We start from the raw sequence: 25,078 nt of genomic DNA, 5'->3' as shown, positions 1-25,078 counted from the left end.
CCCACAGGGATCGCGCCAGCTTTCAGAAATTGAGCAAGGCAGTTGTTCTCAGGAAGAGCAACTGATTTCCAGGTGCTTGCCCCACTCCGGCGGGCGCTCGGCATAGGCCTGCATGCCGGGCTGCTCTTCGAAGGGCTTGGCCAGCACTTGATGCAGCCGCCGCACCTCACTGTAATCCCCCGCTTCAGCCGCTTCGATGGCTTTTTGCGCCAGATAATTACGCAGTACATACAGCGGGTTCACCGCATGCATCCGTTCCCGCCGACCTTCGGCATTGCCGGCTTCGCGTTCGCAGCGGGCCAGGTAATCGACGCCCCAGGCATCGAAACCGGCCAGGTCGATGAAGTCATCACGCACCACCTTCAACGCTTCGGCCACCGGCTGCTCACCCATCCTGCGGAAGAACAGGTTGTAGTCCACGCCACCGCTCTGCATGCGTTGCAGCAGGCGCTCGACCAGCGTCATGTCGTCATCCTCGGCAGTGGTCAGGCCCAGGCGCCTGCGCATCAAGTCCAGGTAATGGGCCTGGTACAACGGCAGGAACAGCCCAAGCGCTTCCTTCAATGCTTCAACCTCGATCACTGTGGTCAGCGCCTGGGCCAGCGCGCTGAGGTTCCAGTGGGCGATGGGCACCTGGTTGGCGTAGCTGTAGCGGCCGCGGTCGTCGGAATGGTTGCAGATGAAGTTGGCGTCGAAGTCGTCGAGGAAGGCGTACGGGCCGAAATCGAAAGTGATGCCCAGGATCGACATGTTGTCGGTGTTCATCACCCCGTGGCAGAAGCCATAGGCCTGCCAGCGGGCGATCAGTTCGGCGTTGCGCTCGACGATGGTGCGGAACATGGCCAGGTAGGGTTGCTCGGCATCGCGGCATTCGGGGTAGTGCTGCTGCAGCACATGGTCGATCAGCACCCGCTGCTGTTCCGGCTGCTTGGTGTAGTAGAAGTATTCGAAATGGCCGAAGCGCACGTGGCTCTGCGCCAGGCGCGTGAGCATGGCCGCGCTTTCGCGGGTTTCACGCCATACCGGGGTGCTGGAGCCGATTACACACAGCGCCCGGCTGCTGGGGATGTTCAGGGCGTGCAAGGCTTCGGAGGCGAGGAACTCACGGATCGATGAGCGCAGCACGGCGCGGCCGTCGCCCATGCGCGAGTACGGGGTCTGGCCGGCGCCCTTGAGGTGCAGGTCCCAGTGCTCGCCGGCGTCGTTCAGCACTTCGGCCAGCAACAGGCCACGGCCATCGCCCAGCCGCGGGTTATACGAGCCGAACTGGTGGCCGGAATAGACCATGGCGCGAGGGTCGGCCTCTTCCCAGAGTTTGTGGCCGCTGAACAGTTCGGCGAATACCGGCAGCTCGGCCTGGGCCGGGTCGAGGTCGAGCAGGGCCATGGCCGACTCGCTCGCTACCACCAGGCGTGGGTCTGCGATGGGTTCGGGCAGCACCTGGGTGGAGAACGCGTCGCCCAGGCGGGCGAAGCGGTTGTCGAAGGTGAGTTGGTCGAGGGCTTTCACGGGCTGCTCCTGGAAGTCGGTGCCATTGGGGCCGCTTTGCGGCCCTTCGCGGGTGAACCCGCTCCTACACAGGCAGGGGTGAGCCGGAGAGCGGCGCGGTCCCTTGTAGGAGCGGGTTTACCCGCGAACGAGGGCAAAGCCCTCGCAGCAATCCTGCACAGAATAAAGCATTCGAGCCCACTCAGGCCGAAGCAGTGCCATCCGATTTCGGCTGTTCCATTGGTATCAGTTGCTGCTTGCCGCCTTTGGGGTCCATTAGGAACACCTCCACCTGGCGTACCGAGATCTTGATGTCGTGCGCCTTGAACTCGCGGCTGATGTAGCGGTTGAGTTCGTCCAGCGTCGGGTTGCGGTCGCCCAGGTCGCGAACGTGCATGCGCAGTTCGTGGTCCAGCGAGCTTTCGCCGAAATTGAGGAAGTACACGATCGGTTCCGGGTCCTTGAGCACCCGCGGGTTTTCATGCGCGCCCTTGAGCAGCAGGTCGCGCACTAGATCGAGGTCGGAGCCGTAGTCGATGCCCAGCTTCAGCGTCACCCGGGTGACCGTGTCGGTCAGCGACCAGTTGATCAGCTGGCCGGTGATGAAGGTCTTGTTGGGGACGATGATGTCCTTGCGGTCGAAGTCGGTGATGGTGGTGGCGCGGATACGGATCTTGCTCACCGTGCCCGACAGGTTGCCGATGGTGATGGTGTCGCCGATGCGCACCGGGCGCTCGAACAGGATCATGATGCCGGAGATGAAGTTGGCAAAGATTTCCTGCATGCCGAAGCCCAGGCCCAACGACAGCGCCGCCACCAGCCATTGCAGCTTGTCCCAGCTGACCCCGAGGGTGGCCAGGGTACTGACGATACCCACGCCTACAATCACATAGGACAGCAACGTGGTGATCGCATAGGCGCTGCCTTGGGCCAGGCTCAGGCGCGAAAGCACCAGCACCTCCAGCAGGCCCGGCAGGTTTCCGGCCAAAGCGAAGGTGATGCCGACGATCACCAGCGCGCCCAGCAGGTCGCCGAGGCTGATCGGTACCATGCTGGCGGCGGCGCCGGTGCCGCTGGCGTATTCGTAAAGCACGAAGTTGTTGAGGTAGGCGAATACCGAGATCAGATCGGACCACACCCAGTACAGCCCAGCGATGAAGCCGCCGAGCAGGGCCAGGCGGATCAGGCGCAGAGACTGCTGGTTGACCTGTTCGATGTCCAGCGTGGGTTCTTCGGTAATGACTTCGCCGTCCAGCCCTTCCTTGGCAGCCGCGCGCTTGCTGAGCGCGCGCTGGTAGGCCAGGCGCCGCGCCGCTACCGACAGGCCGCGCACGAACGCGGCCTCGATCACCAGCCAGAACAGCAGCAGGTACAGGGTGTAGATCAGCCGGTCGGTGAGCTTCAGGGCGGTGTAGTAGTAGCCGAAGCACACCGCGACGAACAGGGCGATGGGCAGGGCGGTGAACGCCACACCCACAGCCTTGCGGAACAACGAGGTGTCGCGGTGCGCCGGGCTGCTGAGCAGCAGGCGGCTGAGCAGCCAGGCCATCAGTGCATAGCAGGTCAGCACCACGCCGATGCCCAGCACGTCGTCGGCCAGCGCCGAAGGCTGGTGTTCGGCCACCGCCACCACGCCGACCAGGGCCAGCACCACGGTGCCCAGGCGCCTTACCCAGCCGCGCAGGAACTCGACCTGCGGCTTGTGCCAGCGGAAGTGGACTTCGGCCACCCCGCCAGGGGCGAGGATGCGGTAGGCGGTGTAGAACACCAGCCAGGCCTGGGCCAGTTGCCAGAGTGCGGCGCCGAGGTTGGCGTTCTGCCCACGGGCGTCGATCTGCAGTGCATAACTGCACAGGGCAAGGCCGAGGCTGACCGGCATTGCCAGCAGGATGTTGATGAGGATCGCCTGCGGTGTGTGCCACTGGCTGTCACGGCGGAAATGGCCGATGTCCTGGTGCACCTTGCCCAGCCGTTGGTACAGGTACTTGCGCCGCCATAGCAGGGCGCCAATCACCAGCAGCAGTGGCAGGAACAGCAGCGGGCGCTGGCTGAGGCCGTCTGCCAGTTCCTTGAGGCCCGAGCCCCACGGCAGGTTGGCGACCTGGTCGGCCAGGCGCTGTGGCACGTAGCTCAACCAGTCCCAGTCCAGCGGCTTGTTGCTGGGGATCCAGAACATCTGCTCGTCGAGGGTGGTGCGCAGGCTCTGGGCGGTGCCCAGCAGCTGCTTCTGGTTGAGCTGCAGGGTGATCGATTCGTTGAGCAACGCAGACAGCTCACGGTTCAGCCGTTCCAGCAGGTCGCCGCGGGTGATCGCCACTTCCAGCAGGGCCTTGCGCAGCTGCGGAGTAACCTGTTCCTGTGGCTGGCCGGCCAGCAGCTTGTCGACGTAAGTCACCGGGCTGCTCATCTGCTCGCGTTGCTGGTTGATCTCGAACTGGTACAGGCGGGTATCGGCGATCTGGTCGGCGAGGTCGCGGTCGAGCTTGAGGTGCGGCAGGGTCTGCTTCTGCTTGTAGAGAATTTTCGACAGCAGCAGGCTGCCCTTGAGCACGTTGATCTGCTCGTCCAGCGCCTGGTCGGCCTGGGTCAGGCTGTCCAGTTGTTGCTTGGTGCGCAGGTTCTGCTGGGTCAGTTCGTTAAGGCGGTCGGTGCTTTTCAGCAAGTAGTCGGAAAGCTTGAGGTTGGCCGCGCTCTCGGTGGCCAGCACGCTGCTGCCGCCGGCCTTTTGCGCTTCGATCGACTGCTGGGTGACCGCTTCCTGGGATTGGGCCAGGCGTTTGTCGTTGATCAGCGTCTGCAGGTCCTGAATTTCCTGCTCCAGGCGCGCGGCGCGTTCGATCAGCAAGTCGTGACGGGCATTGCCGAGGTCTTGCAGCAAGCTATTGCCGGCCAGCTCCTGGCGGCGCAACAGCGTCAGCGCGTTGAGCGAGGCCAGTTCGGCGTTCAGCTGGTTGCGCTGGTCGGCGTTGATCGACTTGCCGCCGTCCTTGCCGGTCTTGAGGATGTTGTTGATCTGCTGGGTACGGCTCTGGCTGCTGCTGATCTCGGCCTGGGCGCGCTCGGGGCGGGTTTGCGAGTTGATGATCAGGCTATTGGCTTCGGACAGCGCTTTCTGCAGCTCACCCTGTTGGGTGTTGCGCTCGCTGAGCATCTGCTCCAGCTGCGGCACGTTGAGGCTGGCGTAGCGTTGGGCTACCGGCTGCGCTTTGGTTTCCTTGAGGCGGGCCAGTTCTTTCTGGCTGTCGCTGGTTTCCTTCGGGGCGCTGGTCAGCTGCTGCTTGAGCGCGGCCAGCTTCTTCTCGTTGTCTTCCTTGCTGGCCAGCAGGCTCAAGGTCTGTTCCAGCACCTGCTGCAGGGCCTTCTGGTCGGCTTCGGGCAGCTTGCGCTCGGCGATCTTGTCGAGGCTGTTCTGGATGCTGGCGGTGGTCGGGGCTTCCGCCGCGGTGGCAGCAACGGAAAGGGACAGGCACAGCCCGAGCAGGGCTGTGCGAAGGTACACGCGCAGGGACATAGGCAGACTACTTGTGGATCCGGCAGAAACGAAGTTTAGAGGAACAATCCTGGTCCGGGTCGCGTTCCTTCGGGGAATCTGACGCCTACTTTCTGGATCTTGTTCCCGTCCATGGTCGCCACGGTCCAGATCGTGCCATGCCAATCGACCTGGTCGCCTACTACTGGAGCGCCTCCGACCTTCTGTCGGATGAACTGCGCCAGCGGCATTTTCGCGTCCAGGCCATCCAGTTTCAGGCCATACAACGCTGCCACCGCGCCCAGTTCGGCATCGCCTTCGAGCACGAAGTCGCCAAAGAAGCGCAGGTCCAGGCCACGCTGCGGTGCCTGGCTGAACAGTTTGCCCAGCGCCGGCAGGTTGTGCTCGTGGCCGATCACGCAGAGCATGTCGTCGACTTCCAGCACGGTACTGCCCGAGGGGTGCAGCAGCTGCTCGCCCCGGAACAGCGCGGCAATCCGCGTGCCTTCGGGCATTTTCAGCTCGCGCAGGGCGGCGCCGATGCACCATTTTTCCTTGCCCAGGCGGTAGACGAACATTTCCCACTCGCTGGTGATGTGCACTTCCAGGGCGGAGCGGGAGATAGGTGCAGGGTCTGGCGGTACCGTCACTTTCAGCAGCTTGGCCATCCACGGCAGGCTGGTGCCTTGCACCAGCAGTGACACCAGCACGATGAAGAAGGCCAGGTTGAAGAACAGCTGCGCATCCGGCAGGCCGGCCATCAGCGGGAACACCGCGAGGATGATCGGTACCGCGCCGCGCAGGCCGACCCAGGAGATAAAGCCCTTTTCGCGGCCGTGGAAGGCCTTGAACGGCAGCAGTGCCGCGACCACCGACAGTGGCCGCGCCACCAGGATCATCCACAGCGCCAGGCCCAGCGCCGGCAAGGCGATAGGCAGCAGGTCGTGCGGTGTGACCAGCAACCCCAGTACCAGGAACATGCCAATCTGCGCCAGCCAGGCCATGCCGTCGAGCATATGCAGGATGCCGTGGCGGCTGCGGATCGGTTTGTTGCCCAGCACCAGGCCGCACAGGTACACGGCGAGGAAGCCGCTGCCGTGCAGGGCGTTGGTCAGCGAGAACACCACCAGGCCGCCGGCCACTACCAGAATCGGGTACAGGCCGCCGGCCAGGTTGATTCGGTTGACCAGTTGCAGCATCAGCCAGCCGCCGCCCAGGCCCAGCAGGCCGCCGATGCCGAACTCGCGCAGCAGGTGGGTAAGCAGGCTCCAGTGCAGGCCGGTCTGGCCGCTGGCGATCATGTCGATCAGGGTGACGGTGAGGAACACCGCCATCGGGTCGTTGCTGCCCGATTCGATTTCCAGGGTGGCCGTCACCCGCTCGTTCAGGCCCTTGCCGCCGAGCAGCGAGAATACGGCTGCAGCGTCAGTGGAGCCGACGATGGCGCCGATCAGCAGGCCCTGGATCAGGCTCAGGTTGAACAGCCAGGCGGCGACCAGGCCGGTGAGGGCGGTGGTGATCATGACCCCGACAGTGGCTAGCGACAGTGCCGGCCACAGCGCCACGCGGAAGCTTGCCACCCGCGTGCGCAGGCCGCCGTCGAGCAGGATCACGGCCAGGGCCAGGTTGCCCACCAGGTAGGCGGTCGGGTAGTTGTTGAAGATGATGCCGCCACCATCGACGCCGGCGACCATGCCGACCGCGAGGATGATGACCAGGATAGGGATGCCCAGGCGCGACGACAGCGAACTGACCAGGATACTTGCGCCCACCAGCAATGCGCCGATCAGGAACAGGCTGTTGATGGTGCTTGCATCCAAAGGCAGGTACTCCGGGACAGCGGGGGAAAGGAACTCGATAGCATCTCGCTAGCAGGTCGCGTGCCAATCGATTCTAACCTGATGAATTGGCAGCATGTAAAGCGTTTCTGCAGATGTGCAAAAGGCACCGCGGTGGGTGCCTTCTGTTGTGTTGCCTATGCGGGCCTCTTCGCGGGTGAACCCGCTCCCACAGGTACAGCACAGGTTTCAAAACCTGCGCGAACCCTGTGGGAGCGGCTTTAGCCGCGAAAGGGCCGGTGCAGGCTTACGCCTGCTTCACCTCACGCATCGGCTTGCCTTTCACCGGTGCACCGTTGGCCTTGTAGTACTTGGCGGTGCTGCGCGCCAGAGGCTTGCGGTTGCGGATCTTGTCCGAGATTTTTTCGGCGATCATGATGGTGGTGGCGTTGAGGTTGCCGGTGATGATGATCGGCATGATCGACGCATCGACCACGCGCAGCCCCTTCATACCGTGCACGCGGCCTTCGCCATCGACCACGGCCATGTCGTCGGTGCCCATCTTGCACGAGCAGGACGGGTGGAAGGCGGTTTCGGCGTGCTCGCGGATGAACTTGTCCAGTTCTTCGTCGGTTTGCACGTGGGCGCCTGGGCTGATCTCGCGACCGCGGTACGGGTCCAGCGCCGGCTGGGCCATGATTTCGCGGGTCAGGCGGATGCCGTCACGGAACTCCTGCCAGTCCTGCTCGGTGGCCATGTAGTTGAACAGGATGCTTGGGTGCTGGCGCGGGTTCTTCGACTTGGCCTGGATGCGGCCACGGCTTGGCGAACGCATCGAGCCCATGTGCGCCTGGAAGCCGTGTTCCTTCACGCCATTGGAGCCGTTGTAGTTAATTGCCACCGGCAGGAAGTGGTACTGGATGTTCGGCCACTCGAATTCAGGGCGGGTACGGATGAAACCACCGGCCTCGAACTGGTTGCTGGCGCCGATGCCGGTGCCGTTGAACATCCACTCGGCACCGATGGCCGGCTGGTTCCACCACAGCAGCGATGGGTACAGCGAGACCGGCTGGGTGCAGGCGTACTGCAGGTACAGCTCCAGGTGGTCCTGCAGGTTTTCGCCAACGCCCGGCAGGTCGTGCACCACCGGGATGTCGAGGCTTTCCAGCAGGGCGCGCGGGCCGACGCCGGAGCGCTGCAGCAGCTGTGGCGAAGCGATGGCGCCGGAGCTGACGATCACTTCCTTGCGCGCACGGGCTTCAACACGCTCTTCGCTGTCGCCGACCAGGTAGGTCACACCAACGGCACGCTTGCCGTCGAACAGCACGCGGTCGCTGAGGGCGTGGGTGACGATGGTCAGGTTCGGGCGCTTCTTGGCCTGGTCCAGGTAGCCACGGGCGGTGCTGGAACGGCGGCCGTTCTTGGTCACCGAACGGTCCATCGGGCCGAAGCCTTCCTGCTGGTAGCCGTTGAGGTCTTCGGTGCGCGGGTAGCCAGCTTGCACGCCGGCTTCGACCATGGCGTGGAACAGCGGGTTGTTGCCGGCTTTAGGCGTGGCAACGCTGACCGGGCCTTCGCCACCGTGGTAGTCGTTCGGGCCGATGTCGCGGGTTTCGGCTTTACGGAAGTACGGCAGGCAGTCCAGGTAAGTCCAGTCTTCCAGGCCTGGCAGTTCTGCCCAGCCGTCGAAGTCCATGGCGTTGCCGCGGATGTAGCACATGCCGTTGATCAGCGACGAGCCACCCAGGCCCTTGCCGCGGCCACATTCCATGCGGCGGCCGTCCATGTACGGCTCCGGGTCGGTCTCGTAGGCCCAGTTGTAGCGGCGGCCCTGCAACGGGAAGGCCAGCGCGGCTGGCATCTGGGTGCGGAAGTCGAAGCGGTAGTCGGGGCCACCGGCTTCCAGCAGCAATACGGTGACGCCGGCATCTTCGGTCAGGCGGGTTGCCAGGGTGTTACCGGCAGAGCCGGCACCGACGATGATGTAATCGAATTCTTGGGACATGAAAGTACCCTCGTGTTGGCGGTGATCAGGGAGCGGGAACGCCCGTGCGCAGCGGCACGGGCGGGGCTTTACAAGGCCTTAGAAGACCGAGTTGTAGCCGCCCAGCTCGACCTGGACCGACTTGATGCGAGTGTATTGAGCCAGCGAGCTGACGCCGTTCTCACGGCCGACGCCCGACTGCTTGTAGCCACCGACCGGCATTTCGGCCGGGGATTCACCCCAGGCGTTGATCCAGCAGATACCGGCTTCCAGCTTGTGGATGATGCGGTGGGCGCGGGTGATGTCGTTGGTGCAGACACCGGCGGCCAGGCCGTAGTCGGTGTCGTTGGCACGGCGGATCACTTCTTCTTCGGATTCGTAGGTGAGGATGCTCATCACCGGGCCGAAGATTTCTTCCTTGACGATGGTCATGTCGTCGCTGCAGTCGGTGAACACGGTCGGGGCCACGAAGGCGCCGTTGGCGAAGTCACCGGCGGTCAGGCGCTCGCCGCCGCACAGTACGCGGGCACCTTCTTCCTTGCCCTTGGCGATGTAGCCCAGCACGCTTTCCATGTGCTGGAAGCTGACCAGCGGGCCGAAGTTGGTATTTTCGTCTTCCGGGTTGCCAACGCGGATGCGGGCAACGCGTTCGGCGATCTTGGCTTCGAAGGCAGCTTTCATTTCAGCCGGGATGAACACGCGGGTGCCGTTGGTGCACACCTGGCCCGAGCTGTAGAAGTTGGCCATCATGGCGATGTCGGCGGCCTTGTCCAGGTCGGCGTCGGCACAGATGATCAGGGGCGACTTGCCGCCCAGTTCCATGGTCACTTCCTTCAGCGACGAGCTGGAGGCGCTGGCCATGACCTTCTTGCCGGTGGTGGTGCCGCCGGTGAAGGAAACCTTTTCGATGCGTGGGTGCTCGGTCAGCCAGGTGCCGACTTCGCGGCCGCTGCCGGTCAGGACGTTGAACACGCCGTTCGGCAGGCCGGCTTCGGTGTAGATCTCGGCCAGTTTCAGGGTGGTCAGCGAGGTGACTTCCGACGGCTTGAAGATCATCGCGTTGCCAGCGGCCAGGGCCGGGGCGGATTTCCACAGGGCGATCTGGATCGGGTAGTTCCACGCGCCGATACCCACGGTCACGCCCAGCGGCTCGCGGCGGGTGTAGACGAAGGACGATTCGCGCAGCGGGATCTGCTCGCCTTCGATGGCCGGTACCAGACCAGCGTAGTACTCCAGCACGTCGGCGCCGGTGACGATGTCGACGTAGCGGGTTTCCGAGTACGACTTGCCGGTGTCCAGGGTTTCCAGCATGGCCAGCTCATCGTTGCGCTCGCGCAGGATGTCGACGGCGCGGCGCAGGATGCGCGAACGCTGCATGGCAGTCATCGCAGCCCAGACTTTCTGGCCACGCTCGGCGCTTTCGACGGCTTTCTCGACGTCAGCCTCGGTCGCACGTTGCACGTGGGCGAGGACTTCGCCGGTAGCCGGGTTGATGGCTTCGAAAGTGGCATCGCTGCCAGCGTCGACGTAAGCGCCATCAATGTAGAGTTTTTGCGTTCCGAAACGGGCCATAGTGTCCTCGCAAGTGCAGTGTGTGGTTAGGCCTGCGCGTCACGCTCCTGCCGGGTTGGCAAGGGCCGTGCGCGCTTGTTCAGCAGCCTGGTCGTTGGTGCCCAGGGTGTGCTGCTTGGCCAGTTGTAGATCCATGTATTCGTAAGCAATCCGTATTGCCTGGTCGGTGTCGAATGCATCACCCGACAGCGCCCCGCGCAGCCACAGGCCATCGATCAGGGCTGCCAGGCCGCGGGCTGCCTTGCGCGCATGGTAAAGCGGCAGGGCGCGGCGGAACTGGCAGCACAGGTTGGAATACAAGCGGTGGTCGTTGATCCGCTGCAACCTGTGCAAATCGGGCTGGTGCATGCTGGAAGCCCAGAAGGCCAACCAGGTTTTCATTGCCGGGCCGTTCACCTGGCTGGCATCGAAGTTGCCCTCGATGATCACTTTCAGGTGAGCGCGCGGGCTGTCGTCCGTCAGGGCCTGGCGGCGTGCTCGAACGCCTTCGTTGAGCATGCTCATGATGTAACCCATCGTCGCTGCGATCAGGCCGTTCTTGTCCCGAAAGTAGTGACTGATGATGCCGTTCGACACACCGGCCAAACGGGCAATCAGCGCAATGCTGGCGTCCCCCAGACCGACCTGATCGACCGCCTGCAACGTGGCTTCGATCAACTGCTGGCGGCGGATGGGTTGCATACCGACCTTGGGCATCTTGCTATCTCCTCAGGCCTCTTCGAGCAGACGACAGGCGGCTGACTCGGCGAAGGCCAGTCTATTTTGTTTTGATTGAACGTTCAATCAATAAAGAATAAGCTCTGCGACAATTTGTGCCATTGACAGTTTTTCAGGCTGTCGAGCAGGCATGGATTGACACCCCAGGAAATCGCGTAACCCCCGGAATACAAGGCGTTGACGGGCATGAGCGATGCGAAATGCAGATTCTGCCGTGTGGCCGCTGGCCCTGCGACAGGCCCTTGGAGCGGGCGGGGTGATCTGTGACGAATGCGCGCACCTCGGCATGAGGCGTGGCATTTTCAGCAGGCCACCTGTCTGTTTTTTTGCAACGTATCGATTCGGGATCACGGTTTCCAGGGTGCTTTTATAACACCTGACGCAGTGGGGATATTCCACCAATTGCTCGGGAAAGACTGATTAGCCTCCACAGCCGTACTGCCCGGAGCATTCGTGCAATGAGTTCTGCCTCACTTACCAAGCCCCCCGCCGAGAGGGTACGGGTCAACCGCGTGGTGTTCTTCACCTCCGCGCTGATGATCCTTGTTCTGACTGCCTTGCTGATCGCTGTACCCGAAACCGCCGGCCAGGTGCTGGGCGTGGCCCAGAAGTGGCTGACGCGTACCTTTGGCTGGTACTACATGCTGGTCATCTGCGGCTACCTGGTGTTTGTCGTCTACCTGGCCTTCTCCGACTTCGGCAGCCTCAAGCTGGGCGGCAAGGACGACCAGCCGGACTTCAGCTACGGCGCCTGGGCCGGCATGCTGTTCTCCTCCGGTATCGGTATCTCGCTGCTGTACTTCGGCGCTTCCGAGCCGCTGGACCACTACTTCAACCCACCGGAAGGCACCCCGGCCAGCCTCGAAGCTGCGCGCCAGGGCTTGCAACTTACCTTCCTGCACTGGGGCCTGCATGGCTGGGCGATCTACGCCCTGGTCGGCCTGGCCGTGGGTTACTTCGCCTACCGCCACAACCAGCCGCTGGCACTGCGCTCGGCGCTGTACCCGCTGGTCGGCGAGCGTTGGGTCAAAGGTGCCGCGGGCAATGCCGTGGACATCTTCGGCATGTTCGTCACCCTGCTGGGCCTGGTGACCAACCTGGGCATCGGCTCGATGCAGGTGTCGTCCGGCCTGGAATACCTGTTCGGCATGGACCACAGCAAGACCAACCTGCTGGTGGTGATTCTGGTCATGGCCGGCGTGGCTACGGTGGCGGCGGTTTCGGGTGTGGAAAACGGCATCCGCCGCCTGTCCAACCTGAACATCATGCTGTTCAGCGGCCTGCTGATCTTCGTGCTGCTGGGTGGCGAAACCCTGCACCTGCTGAACGGCTTCGTGCAGAACGTCGGCGACTACCTGAACGGTATCGTGCTGAAAACCTTCGACCTGTACGTGTACGAAGGCGAAGCCGGCAAGTCCGAGCGCTGGCTGGGCCTGTGGACCGTGTTCTACTGGGCCTGGTGGATTTCCTGGGGCCCGTTCGTCGGCATGTTCATTGCCCGTATATCCAAGGGCCGCACCGTGCGCCAGCTGGTCATGGGCGTGCTGCTGATCCCGCTGGGCTTCACCCTGGCCTGGCTGTCGATCTTCGGCAACACCGCGCTGGACCTGGTGATCAACCAGGGCGCCGTGGAGCTGGGCAAGACCGCGCTGGAACAACCGTCGATGTCGATCTACCAGCTGCTGGAATACTTCCCGGCGGCCAAGATCGTGATCGGTGTGGCGGTGTTCGTCGGCTTCGTGCTGTTCCTTACCCCGGCCGACTCCGGCGCGGTGATGATGGCCAACCTGTCGTGCAAAGGCGGCAAGGTCGACGAAGACGCCCCGCACTGGATGGTGGTGTTCTGGTCGGTGGTCATTACCCTGGTCACCATTGGCCTGCTGTTTGCCGGTAACTTCGAAGCCATGCAGACCATGGTGGTGCTGGCAGGCCTGCCGTTCTCGGTGGTGCTGGTGCTGTTCATGTTCGGCCTGTACAAGGCCATGAAGCAGGACGTGGCGGTCGAGCAGGAGCGTGCCGAGCTGGCTGCCCGTGGCCGCCGCGGCTTCAGCGAGCGCCTGACCCAGCTGGAACTGCAGCCGACCCAGGCCGTGGTGCAGCGCTTCATGGACAAGCAGGTCACTCCAGCCCTGAAAGAAGCCGCTGCGCAGCTGCAGACCCTGGGCTTCGAGGTGGAAACCCGGGTTGGCCAGTCGCGCAACATGATGGGCCTGCGGGTGATGATGGAAGAGGGCAATCCGTTCGTCTATGAAGTAAGCCTGGACGGCTACATGGCCGCACCGAGCGAAGCACCGGTGGAAGGCGAGCCGGAAGTGCGCCAGCGTTTCTACCGTGCCGAGGTGTACCTGCACGATGGCAGCCAGGAGTACGACCTGATGGGCTTTGCCCCAGAACAGATCGTACGCGATGTGCTGGACCAGTTCGAAAGCCACCGCCAGTTGCTGGGGCGTGTGTACAGCTGATAGCTGAGCTGTAATGCCGAAGGCCTTGCTTGAGAGAGCAAGGCCTTTTTCATGGGCGAGCATTATGTAGCGCGGGCCCAGTGATTGCTTGCAGCAGCCTACCGGCTTCCCCATTGGAGGCCTGCTGCATGATCGCTCCCGACATTCCTACCTTCGACTTCAAATACGCTGCAGCGCAGCAGTTTGCTGACCGGCCGACGCTGCGGCAGGTTGCCAGTGAACAGTTGCTGAAGCTGCTGCTGGCTGAGCTGCCCTGGCTGGCGTATGTAACCCCAGCCCTGACCAATGCTGACCCGCTTATGCTGGACAGCCCCGACCCGGCTACGGCCTATTGGACGCCCCAACCGTTGGTCGACCGTGTGCTGCAAGCACTGCTCGACTCCCAGCCCCTGGACATCGAACCTCTCGAGGGGCGTCACCATAACCTGGGCTTGTTGGCCACGCATCGCTTCGCGGGTTCAAGCAGTGAGTTCGATACGCGGCAGTTGAGCGGTTTGTCGGGTGCGCTCAACCAGCTTGTACAGCAGTTGCCCCAGTACTTCTGTGAGGCGCAACTGGCCTACTGGAACAGCCAGGGCAGTGCCGGGGTAAGCCGCGACCGCTGGTTACAGCTGCTGCTCAAGGCTGCGCTGCTGCGCGGTTTGCCGTTGCAGGCGCTGGATAAAAACGCGCAGGCCTGTATTCGCGGGCTGATTCGTGGCGGGGCAGACCAGCCCTTGGTGTGGTTGGTGAAGACCACATTGACCAGTGCTACGGTGGCTTACGAGGAAACGTCGTGCCATTTGCTGGTGACCGGCGAGTGGGACGAGCAGCAGGTGCTGCTTTGGTGCGCGCCGTCAGGCGTGGTGCGAAGCTTCGACTCGTTGAGCGCATTCGGCCTGGCCCTGCGTGACGAGCTCGCGCAACGCTACAGCTTTGAGCAGATGAGCTGGCAGCACTACCCGGCCGAAGGCAATGTTTTTGCCCAACAGGTTTCACTGTTGCTCGAAGCCTTGTTTCACAAGGTTGAGCGATTAGCCTATCGGCGCGTTACCGATCTCGCGGAACTTGAGCAGCGCTTTGCCCGGTTGAGCGACCCGTCTTCCTGGTTTATCAGCTATGCCGATGATACCTCTACGGTACAGCCTCCCCCCGGCTGGCGCAGAAGCACGGCTCAAAACAGCTTTGCCTGCCAGGCTGCCTTGTTGCAACTTGCGCTGGACCAGCTCGACTCGGATGGCACTTCTGCACTGGATGGCGTGCAGGCGCTGAACGAATATGCCCGCGAGCAACTGGGTCAGCAGATACGTGCCGACCATGGTGATGACAGCTCGCCTGATGATTTGCTACTGGACCTGTACCTGGCGCGTGGTGAGCCCGGCGGCTCGGCAGTTGGCGCAGGTGGCGGCGAGCCTCTGGTATTTGTGGGCAGCAAGAGCCTTACCGAGTTCGCCATTGGCAACCTTGCCTCCCTCAAGGGTGCGGCTATCGAAGGGGTCCGCCGACGGGATGGCAGTGACGCGCCGCGCTGGCTGACCGCTGAGGTTGCCAGGCAACTTGTTACCCAGGTAGACATCGGTGGCCGCTATCCCGCCTATGTCGCAGGCCAGCTTGATGACAATGCCCAAAAGCCTGACCGGATACGGCGTTTTGCGAGAGAGTGGCGCAGCGCGCTGCTGCACAGCGCTGTCGCTGGCAAGCTTGACGGCAAGGTGTCGGAGCGCGGGCTGCAATGCGTCGTCGATTATTGCGCAGGGCATGTGGACCCGGATATCCCGCGGATGATGCTCATCCCCTTGGCCTTCAAGCGTAGCCCGGCATCCCGCCAGCGTGACTCCGTGCATTGCATGTACCTGCTGTTTTGCGCTGAGCCTTCGCTGGTGCTTCTTTACCGCCCGTTGTTCAGCCAGGAAACGCTGCGTGAGTATGCAGGTCTGCCAGCCTTGCTGGAGCATGTACGTGAATCTGCGCTGTTGCAGGGCAGCATTCTGGACTGGATGGACCCGGCCGTGCGAAGCATCTATGACAACGGCGGCTTCAGTGAGCCGCACATCAGTGCTATTGGCATCGACCCCTATGCGTTGCCCCAACGCCCGCAACCCGCAGTGCTGGATATCAAGTTCTGGCGCAACAATGTAGATGAAAGGCTCTACGAGGCCAGCCGCGACGTCTTGGTGATGCTGGCCGACCAGCAATCGGTATCCAATGCCGAAAGCCGCTGGCAAACCCTGTGCGAGGGCGCGTGGCTGTTGTTCAATGTGGCGACCTTGGCTGTTCGCGGCCCGGTGGCCAGCGTGGCCTGGCTGGTGCAACTGCTGAGCACCTTGCAATCTGACCTTCAGGCGCTTGAGCAGGGCGATGAATTCGAGCGCTCTGCTGCAATTGCCGACCTATTGCTGAACATGGGCATGACACTGCTGCATGCGCGCCAGCCCAAACGGGATGCTACCCCTTCAGCCCGGTTCCCTGATGCCTCGGCATTCGAATACCCGCTGCCGCAGAGCGGGGCATTTTCGGAACTGGCGGTAAAACCACTGCATAGCACCGAAAGCACTGGCGAGGTATTGCCTAGCTATTCCGGTACATGGACAGATTTTTCCTGGCGGGGCCGTCAAGGGTTCAACTGGTTGCCCCCGCAGCAGAGGCAAGCGCTGCGATCCATGCGTTCAAACGTGTCGCTCAACAACGTCAGCCCTCACACCGTGGGTAATGCTGTAGGCCTCTATCAGATTGGTGATCGCTACTATGCTAGCTTTGCCGGGGAGGTCTATTGCGTGGAGCTGTCGAGCGACGGCGTGCGCGTGGTTGATCCGCAAGGCAACCATGGGCCACGGCTGCTTTATTCCGAGGGCGCCTGGCGGGTGGATGCAGGCCTTGACCTGTCGGGTGGCATGGAGGCCAGCAGCCGGAGTGCAAATATCAGCAAGCGCTTCCAAAAACTGCGTTCAGCTGCAAACGCGCTTGAGGTGCAAGCCCGCAGTTTGCGAGATGAGTTTGGCGCACGAGGTAAACGCATCATTGAGCTGCGCGATAAGCTTGAAAAGCTTATAGAACTTAGGGATAGCGCGCAGACGCAAGTGAATGAGCAAGGGGAGGGGGGGGATGCTAACAGGCAGGTACTCATTACCCGCTACAACGAGCGCATTGCCGAATGGAAAGCGGACCTTCTAACGCTGCGCAAAGAAACCATCGCCAAGCTGGAGGAGGTACTTGTCAAGGAAGAGCAACTGTTCCCGTTGCTGGCCGCCATGCAAGAGGGAAAGTACAGCACTGAGCGCGCGGCAGGGAATTGGGGGGAGATCGTTCCGGAGACAGAGGAGGTACTCAGGTACAGGTTGATCCGCGACAGCCAGTTTGTACTCCAGGAACTAAAGATTTTGGCTGAGCCGCAGGAGTTTACTCAATTGCAGCAACGCCTCAAGGTCTGCCCTGTGGAGGCGTTCCCCAAAACCTATTTGGCGTGGCGTACCAAGCTTGAGGAGCTCTCTGGGTTCAAGGACCGTATGCTTTTGGCGCACGTTCGTCTGGATAGTCTGTTGGCTGATGCTCCTGAGGATCTCCGGGTTATCGGGGTAATGGGCGACGCTGGGGTTACGGTCAGGCAAATGATCTCCTGGCGCAGAGTCACGACTGTTCAGATGCGTTTCAATCAGGCTATGTCCCTGGCTGAACTGTCGTTGCAGGGTGATACCCCTGGCGTAAGTGCCACGCTTGATGCCTACAGAAGCGAAATCAAGGGGCTGTCACTGCGCAACGCCGCAGGTGCGCATGGCGTGCTCGATTTCGTCAACCTTTCGGCTGAGGACCGCATTGTCATCTTGCAGGAGGCGTGGGACGAGTACTCGGCAGCATTACTCAACAGTGGCAGCATCCTGAAACACGGAGGCAAACTGATAGAACCCGCCATGCTAGGGCGATATCGAGAGCATATCGAGAAGCTCAAGCTGGATGCTGGCCGTCGTCTGGTCGAAGCCGTTCAGGAGCAGGACGGCTCTGCGGCATCAGGCAAGCGCATCCCTTACCTCGCCTCCAGCGAGCTGCATCGGGTGGTACGCAACAACGAAGGGCAGTTACTGATCGGAAGTGAGGTTGAGCAAGATGGGCAGCGTATCGTTGAGATCCGCGAGTCTGATTCTAACGAAGTGCTGGCCATATTTGACTGGCTGGACGGCCAATGGCGACAACGACAAGCCGAGCCCGCGCCATCGACTGAACCTGCCCCGACCACAGATCTGGCCATGCGTGTACAAGCGCTGCTGGACGAAAATGCCGTGATCGACATCAAGGCCAAAGACTATGTCGCGAACGACATTAAGGCAGGCTTGCTCGCCCAGCTGTTCGACGGGCAGCTCGGGAAGCTCGACAGGGTGGTGGCCGACCTGCGTGAACAGGGCTCTGGCGAAGCCCTGATCAGGCAACTGGAAAGTGCCGCGGACCGGCTACGGTCGGAAAAGAACCTGCAACTGACGGCTCTCTATACCGGCACACACTACCCCTCTGCCCAGGCGCTGCAGTTCCTGCACCAGCAGGGCCTGATCAAGGTCGAATACGTCGCCAGAAAAACGATGAAGGACGGCAGTGCGTTCGACGAGTACAAAATCATGCGCTTGACCAAACCCGGTGATGCTCAGGGTCGGAACCTGTGGGTGGCGCATTTCCACTTCCCGGCGGCTGATGCCTATTCCACGGAGTTCACACGCGGTCACCTGAAGACGTGGCGCCAGCGCAGCATGAGCAACCGCGCGGAATCTGCTGCGGGAGAGCGGGTACACCGTGGCAGGCTGACCTTGGAGCAGGCCAGGGGGATCATTCCTTTCGGTTGAGCGTTTCGTTTGAGCAGGCAGGCCGTTCAGCGGTTGCTGTAGCGGCCATGCTTACCATGTGCAGGCATGGCCTGATTGCTTCGCTCGGCGATCATCTGTGGCAGTTTGACCAACGTGATCCCTTGGCTTTTCAAGCGTGGCAGCTCGCGTGCCAGCACTTCGAGCGTCTGTGGGTAAGGGTGCCCGATCAGCACCGCCGAACCTTGCTTGAGCGCCAAGGCAATGCCTTGCTGCAACTGCCCGGTAATTGCCTCGGGGGTGCGTACGTCGTCCAGGAACACATCGCGTGAAACATGCGCTACCCCCTGTGCCTGTGCTTCGGCTGCCGCCACAGTGGCGGCACTGGTGCGGCTGTCGACGAAGAACAGGTGACGCCGCTGCAACTCGCCCATCAACCAGGCCATCGGCTCGCGCTGGGCGGTCATGCGGCTGCCCATGTGGTTGTTGATGCCGGCAGCGTAGGGCACCTTGAGCAGCGCGGCGTCCAGGCGCCGGGCCAGCTCTTCGACGGGCAGGCCGGGGTGCCAGGCATAAGGCCCGGTGGCCGGGTCCATGGGCATGTGCAGGATTACTGTCTTGCCAGCCTTGTGCGCCTGGCGTGCGAAGTCGGTAGCGTGCAGTGTGTCGGGCATGATCGCCATGGTCACCGGCCCGGGCAGGGCCAGGGTGCGGCTGTCACGCTCGGTGCTTTGGCCCAGGTCGTCGATAATGATGCTCAGGTAGGCCTTGCCGGCCGGCGCCGCTTGCGCGACCCCGGCCAATAGGCAGAACAACAGACACAGCAGGTAACGCATCGTGAGGATCATTTGCCCGAGGTGATGTTCAGCCCTTTGAGCAGGCTCAGGGCCTGGCTCAGCTGGAAGTCGTCATCCTGCGGGCGCTCCTTGCGCTTGCTGCTGCCGGTTGGGCGGTCGGCGCCGCCATTGCCGTTGCCCAGGTGACCCTGCAGGTCGGCTTCCTTGAAGTTGTCGGTATCGACTTCAGCGGTAAGCTTGGCCGGGCGCACTTCGATGTCAGGGACAATGCCCTGGGCCTGGATCGAGCGGCCGTTGGGGGTGAAGTACAGTGCGGTGGTCAGCTTCAGGGCACGGTCGTTGGCCAGTGGCAGCACGGTTTGCACCGAGCCTTTGCCGAAGCTGTCGGTGCCCATCAGCACGGCACGCTTCTGGTCTTGCAGGGCACCGGCGACAATTTCCGAAGCCGAGGCGCTGCCGCCGTTGATCAGCACCACCAGTGGCACGCCTTCGCTGGCGTCGGCCGGGTCGGCCGAGAAGCGCAGCTCGGAGTTGGCGATACGGCCTTTGGTGTAGACGATCAGGCCCTTGGTCAGGAAGTGGTCGGCCACTTCCACCGCCGATTGCAGCACGCCGCCGGGGTTGTTGCGCAGGTCCAGCACCACGCCGCGCAGCTTCTTGCCGTTGTCCTTGCGCAGCTTGGCCAGGGCCTTGCCCACTTCGTCGCCGGTCTTCACCTGGAACTGGGTGATGCGGATGTAGCCGTAGTCGTTTTCCAGCAACTGGCTCTTCACGCTCTTGACCTGGATGACTGCGCGAGCCAGGGTCACGTCAAACGGGTTGCCGCCGTCGCGCACCAGGGTCAGGGTGATTTTCTCGCCGACCTTGCCGCGCATCTTGTCGACCGCTTCGGTCATGGTCTGGCCGCGGGTCGGGGCACCGTTGATCTTGACGATCAGGTCACCGGCCTGCACGCCGGCACGCGAGGCCGGGGTGTCGTCGATGGGCGAGACCACCTTGATGAAGCCGTCTTCCTGGCCCACTTCGATGCCCAGCCCGCCGAACTCGCCGCTGGTGCTTTCCTGCAGCTCCTGGAAGTCCTCGGGGCCGAGGTAGGCCGAGTGCGGGTCAAGGTTGCTGAGCATGCCCTTGATGGCGTTTTCCAGCAGGGTCTTGTCGTCCACCGGTTCGACGTAGGCCGCCTTGATGCGGTCCATGACCTCGGCGAAGGTGCGCAGTTCTTCCAGCGGCAAGGGCGCCTTGGCTGTCACCTCTGTGGCGGGTACGGCAGCAGTTTTGGCCGGCTCCGCAGCCGTGGCCAGGGGCGCACCGACCGCCAGGGCGATGGACAGGGCCAGCTGGGTGAGACGAGGCGAGTGCAGCATGTCGAACGAACTCCTGATCCTGTAAGCGCTCCCAGGGGAGCATCGGCGCAGCATTCAGGCTACGCCGTAGAAATTTGACTAGCCCCGGCACCACTGCGAAGGGTCGGTAGGCCGGCCCTGCTGGCGGATGGCGAAGTACAAGCCTGCTGCGTCCTGGCCACCGCTGTCGCCAACGGTGGAAATGGCTTCACCGGCCTTGACGATGTCACCGGCACTCTTGAGCAGGCTCTGGTTGTGGCCGTACAGGCTCAGGTAACCGTTGCCATGGTCGAGAATGACCAGAAGCCCTGCGCCGCGCAACCAGTCGGCGAATACCACGCGCCCGCCGTGTACCGCACGCACCTGGGTGCCCGGGTTGGCGCTGATCATCACCCCGTCCCACTTGGCACGGGCGTCGCTGCCGCGGGCATCACCGAAGCGTGCCAGCAATCGACCATTGACTGGCCACGGAAGTTTGCCCCGAGCTGCAGAAAATGCGCCGCCGTAGTTGGCGCCATCGCTGGAAACCATCGGGCCGAGGGTAGTCCTGGCCTTTTTCGGCGGTTCTACCGGTTCAGCGGGTTCGCGTGCCCGGTCGCGGGCAGCGGCGGCCGCCAGGGCTTCCTGCTGGCGGCGCTTTTCCGCTTCCTGCTGGGCCAGCAAGGCTTTCTTGCGTGCCTCTTCAGCTTCGCGGGCCTGCCGGGCCAGGGTTTCCTCGATGGTTTTGAGTACTTTGGCCAGGTCGGCCTGGTCCTGCTCGCGGGCCTGCAACTTCTGGTCGCGGTCTTTCACGTCGCTGTTGAGCTTGGCCAGTACCTGCTGGCGCTTGCCGCGTTCGGCCTCCAGGGCCTGGCGTCGGCTGTCGAGGTCGGCACGCTGGGCCAGCAGTTGTTGCTGCTGACTGGAAATTTCCTGTTCGACGTTGGCCAGCTGGCGCAAGGTCTCGTTGAAGGTGCGCAGTTGCTCCAGGCGCGCCTTGCTCATGTAGTCGTAGTAGGTGAGGGTGCGGGCGAACTTCTCAGGGTTCTGCTGGTTGAGCAGCAGCTTGAGGTATTCCTCGCGGCCATTGTTCTGGTAGGCCGAACGGGCCTGGATGGCGATCAGCCGTTGTTGTTCAACGCGGGCGCTCTGGAGTTTTTTTTTCTCGGTATCAAGGCGCTCCAGCTCGCCCTCGGTCTTTTTTAGTTCTTGCTGCAGCCCCTCTACCTGCTTTTCGAGGTTGCCGATGTCGGTCTCGGTGGCTTTGAGGTCCTTTTGCACACCGGCCTTTTCTTCCTGGAGCTTGCCCAGCGTTTTCTTGAGCTCGGCAATGTCCTGGCGGGTGGCGTCCAGTTGCTGCTGGGTCTGTGCGCGCTCATCGGCGAATGCCGGGCTGAGCAGGCAAGACAGGGCTAGGAGAATCAGGGCGCGAAGCATGGGGTTTGGCGTACCAAGGATGGAGACTGGCCTAGTATGCCCGCCTGGGCAGGCAAAAAAAACGCCTCGCTGCGGGTGCAGGGGGGCGTTTGTCTGGAATTCATGTGTTATCGGGGGCTGCTGCGCAGCCCGATCGCGACACAAGGCCGCTCCTACAGTGATCACGCGGTCCCCTGTAGGAGCGGCCTTGCGTCGCGATGGGCCGCAAAGCGGCCCCCTTTAACAGAGATCAGCCGTCAACCAGGATCGAAGTCCCGGTCATTTCCACCGGCTTCTCCAGCCCCAGCAGCTTCAGCATGGTCGGTGCCACATCAGCCAGCACGCCGCCATCACGCACTTTCACGTTGCGCTTGCCCACATAAATGAACGGTACCGGTTCGGTGGTGTGCGCGGTGTGCGCCTGGCCGGTGCATTCGTCCTCCATCTGCTCGACGTTGCCATGGTCGGCGGTGATCAGCGCTTCGCCGCCAACCTTGTCCAGGGCCTCGACAATGCGACCGACGCAGGTATCCAGGGCTTCGACGGCCTTCACCGCGGCTTCGAACACGCCCGTGTGGCCGACCATGTCGCCGTTGGCATAGTTGACCACGATCACGTCAAAACGCTGCTGCGCGATGGCTTCGACAATGCGGTCAGTCACTTGCGGTGCGTTCATTTCCGGCTGCAGGTCATAGGTGGCGACCTTCGGCGATGGGATCAGAATGCGCTCTTCGCCTTCGAATGGCTCTTCGCGGCCGCCGGAGAAGAAGAAGGTAACGTGGGCGTATTTCTCGGTTTCGGCGATGCGCAGCTGGGTCTTGCCGTTCTTTGCCAGGTATTCGCCCAGCACGTTGTTCAGGCTGGAAGGCGCAAAGGCAGCCGGTGCGGCAATTTTCGCCGAGTACTGGGTCAGGCCGATGTAAGCCGCCATCTTTGGCAGGCGCGCACGGGCAAACTCGGTGAAGTCCGGCTCGACAAAGGCACGCGACAGCTCGCGGGCGCGGTCGGCACGGAAGTTCATGAAGATCACGGCATCGCCGTCTTCGACCTTGACCGCTTCGCCAATCCGCGTGGCCTTGACGAACTCGTCGCTCTCGTCGCGGGCGTAGGCGGCTTCCAGGCCGGCCTGGGCGGTATCCGCGGTGTATTCGGCGGCGCTGTCGACGATCAGGTTGTAGGCGGCGCTGACGCGGTCCCAACGGTTGTCGCGGTCCATCGCGTAGTAGCGGCCGATCAGGCTGGCGATGCGGCCCTTGCCCAGCTTGGCGAAGGTGGCGTCGAGCAGTTCGATCGACGACTGCGCACTGCGTGGCGGGGTGTCGCGGCCATCGAGGAAGGCGTGCAGGTAGATTTTCTCGGCGCCACGTTGTGCGGCCAGTTCGGCCATTGCCACCAGGTGGTCCTGATGGCTGTGTACGCCGCCGTCGGACAGCAGGCCGAGGATATGCACGGCCTTGCCGGCACCCGCTGCCTTGTCTACCGCGCCGGTCAGTACCGGGTTCTGGAAGAATTCGCCGTCGCGGATGGCCTTGGTCACCCGGGTGAAGTCCTGGTACACGACGCGACCGGCGCCGAGGTTCATGTGACCGACTTCGGAGTTGCCCATCTGCCCGTCCGGCAGGCCGACATCCATGCCCGAGCCGGAAATGAGGCCATGCGGCAGGGTGGCGCGCAGGCGATCATAAACCGGGGTATTGGCGGCAAAGATGGCGTTGTGTTCGGGGGTTTCGCTGTGGCCGAAGCCATCCAGGATGATCAGGACCAGGGGTTTGGGCGTACTCGTCATCAATCAAACTCACGGTTGTTCAAAGATGATAAAGAAACGCATTTTAGGGCAAATACGCCACCCACGGCGAATATTCGTCCCATTCCCCCGACCGGCGCACCCGTGATAGCCACATGAGGGTTGCTTTTGCCGCCGGCCCGTCGGGCTTTGGTGGCACCATGGGGCTGTGTATACTGGCCGGCATTTTCAATCGCCTGGAACACCGCTGATGGTTGCTCACCTGATTCAATTCGCGACAGATCACTACATCCTGGTTGCGATCTTCCTCATTCTGCTGGTCCTGCTGCTCATCAATGAAATCCGCCGTGGCGGCCAGAGCCTGAGCAATGGCCAGCTGACCGCCCTGGTCAACGCCGACAAGGCGCTGGTAATCGACATTCGCCCGGCCAAGGAATACTCCGCCGGCCATATCGTCGGTGCGGTCAACATCCCGCAGGACAAGCTGGCTACCCGCATGGGCGAGCTGGAAAAGCACAAAGAGAAGACCCTGATCATCGTCGATGCGATGGGCCAGCAGTCCGGCACGCACTGCCGCGAGTTGCTTAAAGCCGGTTACAACGCCGCCAAACTGAGCGGTGGCGTTTCCAGCTGGAAAGCCGATAACCTGCCCCTGGTGAAGTGATATGAAGCCCGTCATCGTCTATTCCAGCGACTACTGCCCGTACTGCATGCGCGCCAAGTACCTGCTCGAGAGCAAGGGCGTGGCCTTCGAGGAAATCAAGGTCGACGGCAAGCCGCAGGTTCGTGCCGAGATGAGCCAGAAGGCCGGCCGTACGTCGGTGCCGCAGATCTGGATCGGCAGCACCCATGTCGGTGGATGCGATGACCTCTATGCCCTGGAGCGCGCCGGCAAGCTCGACGCGCTGCTGGCGGCCTGATTTGCACTGCATTCAAAAACATTAGGATAAGGATCTGCCATGACTGACCAACAGACCAACGGCGCTGCTGCAGAAGACAACAGCCCTCAGTTCTCCCTGCAGCGCATTTATGTGCGCGACCTGTCGTTCGAGGCCCCGAAAAGCCCGCAGATCTTCCGTCAGACCTGGGAGCCGAGCGTTGCCCTGGACCTGAACACCAAGCAAAAAGCCCTGGAAGGTGACTTCCACGAGGTGGTACTGACCCTGTCGGTTACCGTCAAGAACGGTGACGAAGTAGCCTTCATCGCTGAAGTGCAGCAGGCGGGTATCTTCCTGATCGCCAACCTCGATGCGCCTTCGATGAGCCATACCCTGGGTGCGTTCTGCCCGAACATCCTGTTCCCGTACGCCCGTGAGACCCTGGACAGCCTGGTGACCCGCGGTTCGTTCCCGGCGCTGATGCTGTCGCCGGTCAACTTCGACGCCCTGTACGCGCAAGAAATGCAGCGCATGCAGGAAGCTGGCGAAGTGCCGACCGTGCAGTAAGGTTTGCTGCTATCAAAAAAGCGCCTCTCGGGGCGCTTTTTTGTTGCCTGTGCGGGCCTCTTCGCGGGTAAACTGTTCTGGTCAAGTTTTTCCGGACACCGATTACGGTGATCAAGCCGCCTGC

Annotated in this window: 15 protein-coding genes; 5 read left to right on the top strand and 10 right to left on the bottom strand. The window is 62.5% G+C overall.

Going from position 1 to position 25,078, the window contains the following annotated elements; all coding sequences use genetic code 11:
• Positions 1-48: 48 nt before the first annotated feature.
• The 6 genes from selO to betI form a co-directional block, all read right to left on the bottom strand.
• Entirely contained in the window at positions 49-1,509 is a 1,461-nt protein-coding gene (gene selO / locus IAE39_RS10205) for a protein adenylyltransferase SelO (RefSeq protein WP_201201875.1), read from the bottom strand.
• 181 nt (positions 1,510-1,690) lie between these two features.
• The gene (gene mscK, locus IAE39_RS10200; RefSeq protein ID WP_201201874.1) at positions 1,691-4,999 is read right to left on the bottom strand and encodes a mechanosensitive channel MscK; all 3,309 of its coding nucleotides are present in this window, start codon (positions 4,997-4,999) and stop codon (positions 1,691-1,693) included.
• 35 nt (positions 5,000-5,034) lie between these two features.
• Positions 5,035-6,777: a potassium/proton antiporter gene (locus IAE39_RS10195; protein WP_201201866.1), complete on the bottom strand. Its 1,743-nt coding sequence runs from the start codon at positions 6,775-6,777 to the stop codon at positions 5,035-5,037.
• Positions 6,778-7,042: 265 nt separating this feature from the next.
• Positions 7,043-8,740, bottom strand: a complete 1,698-nt coding sequence (gene betA / locus IAE39_RS10190) for a choline dehydrogenase (protein ID WP_201201864.1) — start codon at positions 8,738-8,740, stop codon at positions 7,043-7,045.
• Positions 8,741-8,818: 78 nt separating this feature from the next.
• Positions 8,819-10,291, bottom strand: a complete 1,473-nt coding sequence (gene betB, locus IAE39_RS10185) for a betaine-aldehyde dehydrogenase (protein WP_201201860.1) — start codon at positions 10,289-10,291, stop codon at positions 8,819-8,821.
• Positions 10,292-10,330: 39 nt separating this feature from the next.
• Positions 10,331-10,987 (bottom strand): transcriptional regulator BetI, encoded by a 657-nt coding sequence (betI, locus tag IAE39_RS10180; RefSeq protein WP_201201858.1) that lies wholly within the window; start codon positions 10,985-10,987, stop codon positions 10,331-10,333.
• A 536-nt stretch (positions 10,988-11,523) separates the two neighbouring features.
• Here betI and IAE39_RS10175 point away from each other — a divergent pair.
• Positions 11,524-13,470, top strand: coding sequence for a BCCT family transporter (locus tag IAE39_RS10175; RefSeq protein ID WP_328825607.1), 1,947 nt, complete (start codon positions 11,524-11,526; stop codon positions 13,468-13,470).
• 128 nt (positions 13,471-13,598) lie between these two features.
• Positions 13,599-18,272, top strand: a complete 4,674-nt coding sequence (locus IAE39_RS10170; protein ID WP_201201856.1) for a dermonecrotic toxin domain-containing protein — start codon at positions 13,599-13,601, stop codon at positions 18,270-18,272.
• Positions 18,273-18,298: 26 nt separating this feature from the next.
• On the opposite strand, the gene IAE39_RS10165 is transcribed toward IAE39_RS10170, so the two are convergent.
• The 4 genes from IAE39_RS10165 to gpmI form a co-directional block, all read right to left on the bottom strand.
• Entirely contained in the window at positions 18,299-19,066 is a 768-nt protein-coding gene (locus IAE39_RS10165; protein ID WP_201201855.1) for a divergent polysaccharide deacetylase family protein, read from the bottom strand.
• 8 nt (positions 19,067-19,074) lie between these two features.
• Positions 19,075-20,391, bottom strand: a complete 1,317-nt coding sequence (locus IAE39_RS10160) for a S41 family peptidase (RefSeq protein ID WP_201201854.1) — start codon at positions 20,389-20,391, stop codon at positions 19,075-19,077.
• Positions 20,392-20,469: 78 nt separating this feature from the next.
• Complete coding sequence (locus IAE39_RS10155; protein ID WP_201201849.1) at positions 20,470-21,786, bottom strand: murein hydrolase activator EnvC family protein; 1,317 nt, start codon at positions 21,784-21,786, stop codon at positions 20,470-20,472.
• A 229-nt stretch (positions 21,787-22,015) separates the two neighbouring features.
• Positions 22,016-23,551: a 2,3-bisphosphoglycerate-independent phosphoglycerate mutase gene (gpmI, locus tag IAE39_RS10150; protein WP_201201848.1), complete on the bottom strand. Its 1,536-nt coding sequence runs from the start codon at positions 23,549-23,551 to the stop codon at positions 22,016-22,018.
• A gap of 208 nt (positions 23,552-23,759) precedes the next feature.
• On the opposite strand from gpmI, the gene IAE39_RS10145 reads away from it, so the two are divergent.
• Genes IAE39_RS10145 through secB form a run of 3 tightly spaced genes read left to right on the top strand, consistent with a single transcriptional unit; the run spans position 23,760 to position 24,954 of the window.
• Complete coding sequence (locus IAE39_RS10145) at positions 23,760-24,173, top strand: rhodanese-like domain-containing protein (protein WP_201201847.1); 414 nt, start codon at positions 23,760-23,762, stop codon at positions 24,171-24,173.
• 1 nt (position 24,174) lies between these two features.
• Positions 24,175-24,429, top strand: a complete 255-nt coding sequence (gene grxC, locus IAE39_RS10140) for a glutaredoxin 3 (RefSeq protein WP_003249204.1) — start codon at positions 24,175-24,177, stop codon at positions 24,427-24,429.
• Positions 24,430-24,468: 39 nt separating this feature from the next.
• Positions 24,469-24,954 (top strand): protein-export chaperone SecB, encoded by a 486-nt coding sequence (gene secB / locus IAE39_RS10135; protein ID WP_012274607.1) that lies wholly within the window; start codon positions 24,469-24,471, stop codon positions 24,952-24,954.
• Positions 24,955-25,078 lie beyond the last annotated feature (124 nt).

The sequence above is a fragment of the Pseudomonas sp. S37 genome (assembly GCF_016658545.1).
In the GTDB taxonomy this organism is placed as follows: domain Bacteria; phylum Pseudomonadota; class Gammaproteobacteria; order Pseudomonadales; family Pseudomonadaceae; genus Aquipseudomonas.
Note: the sequence above shows the minus strand (reverse complement) of the source record. Positions and strands in the feature narration are given on the sequence as shown.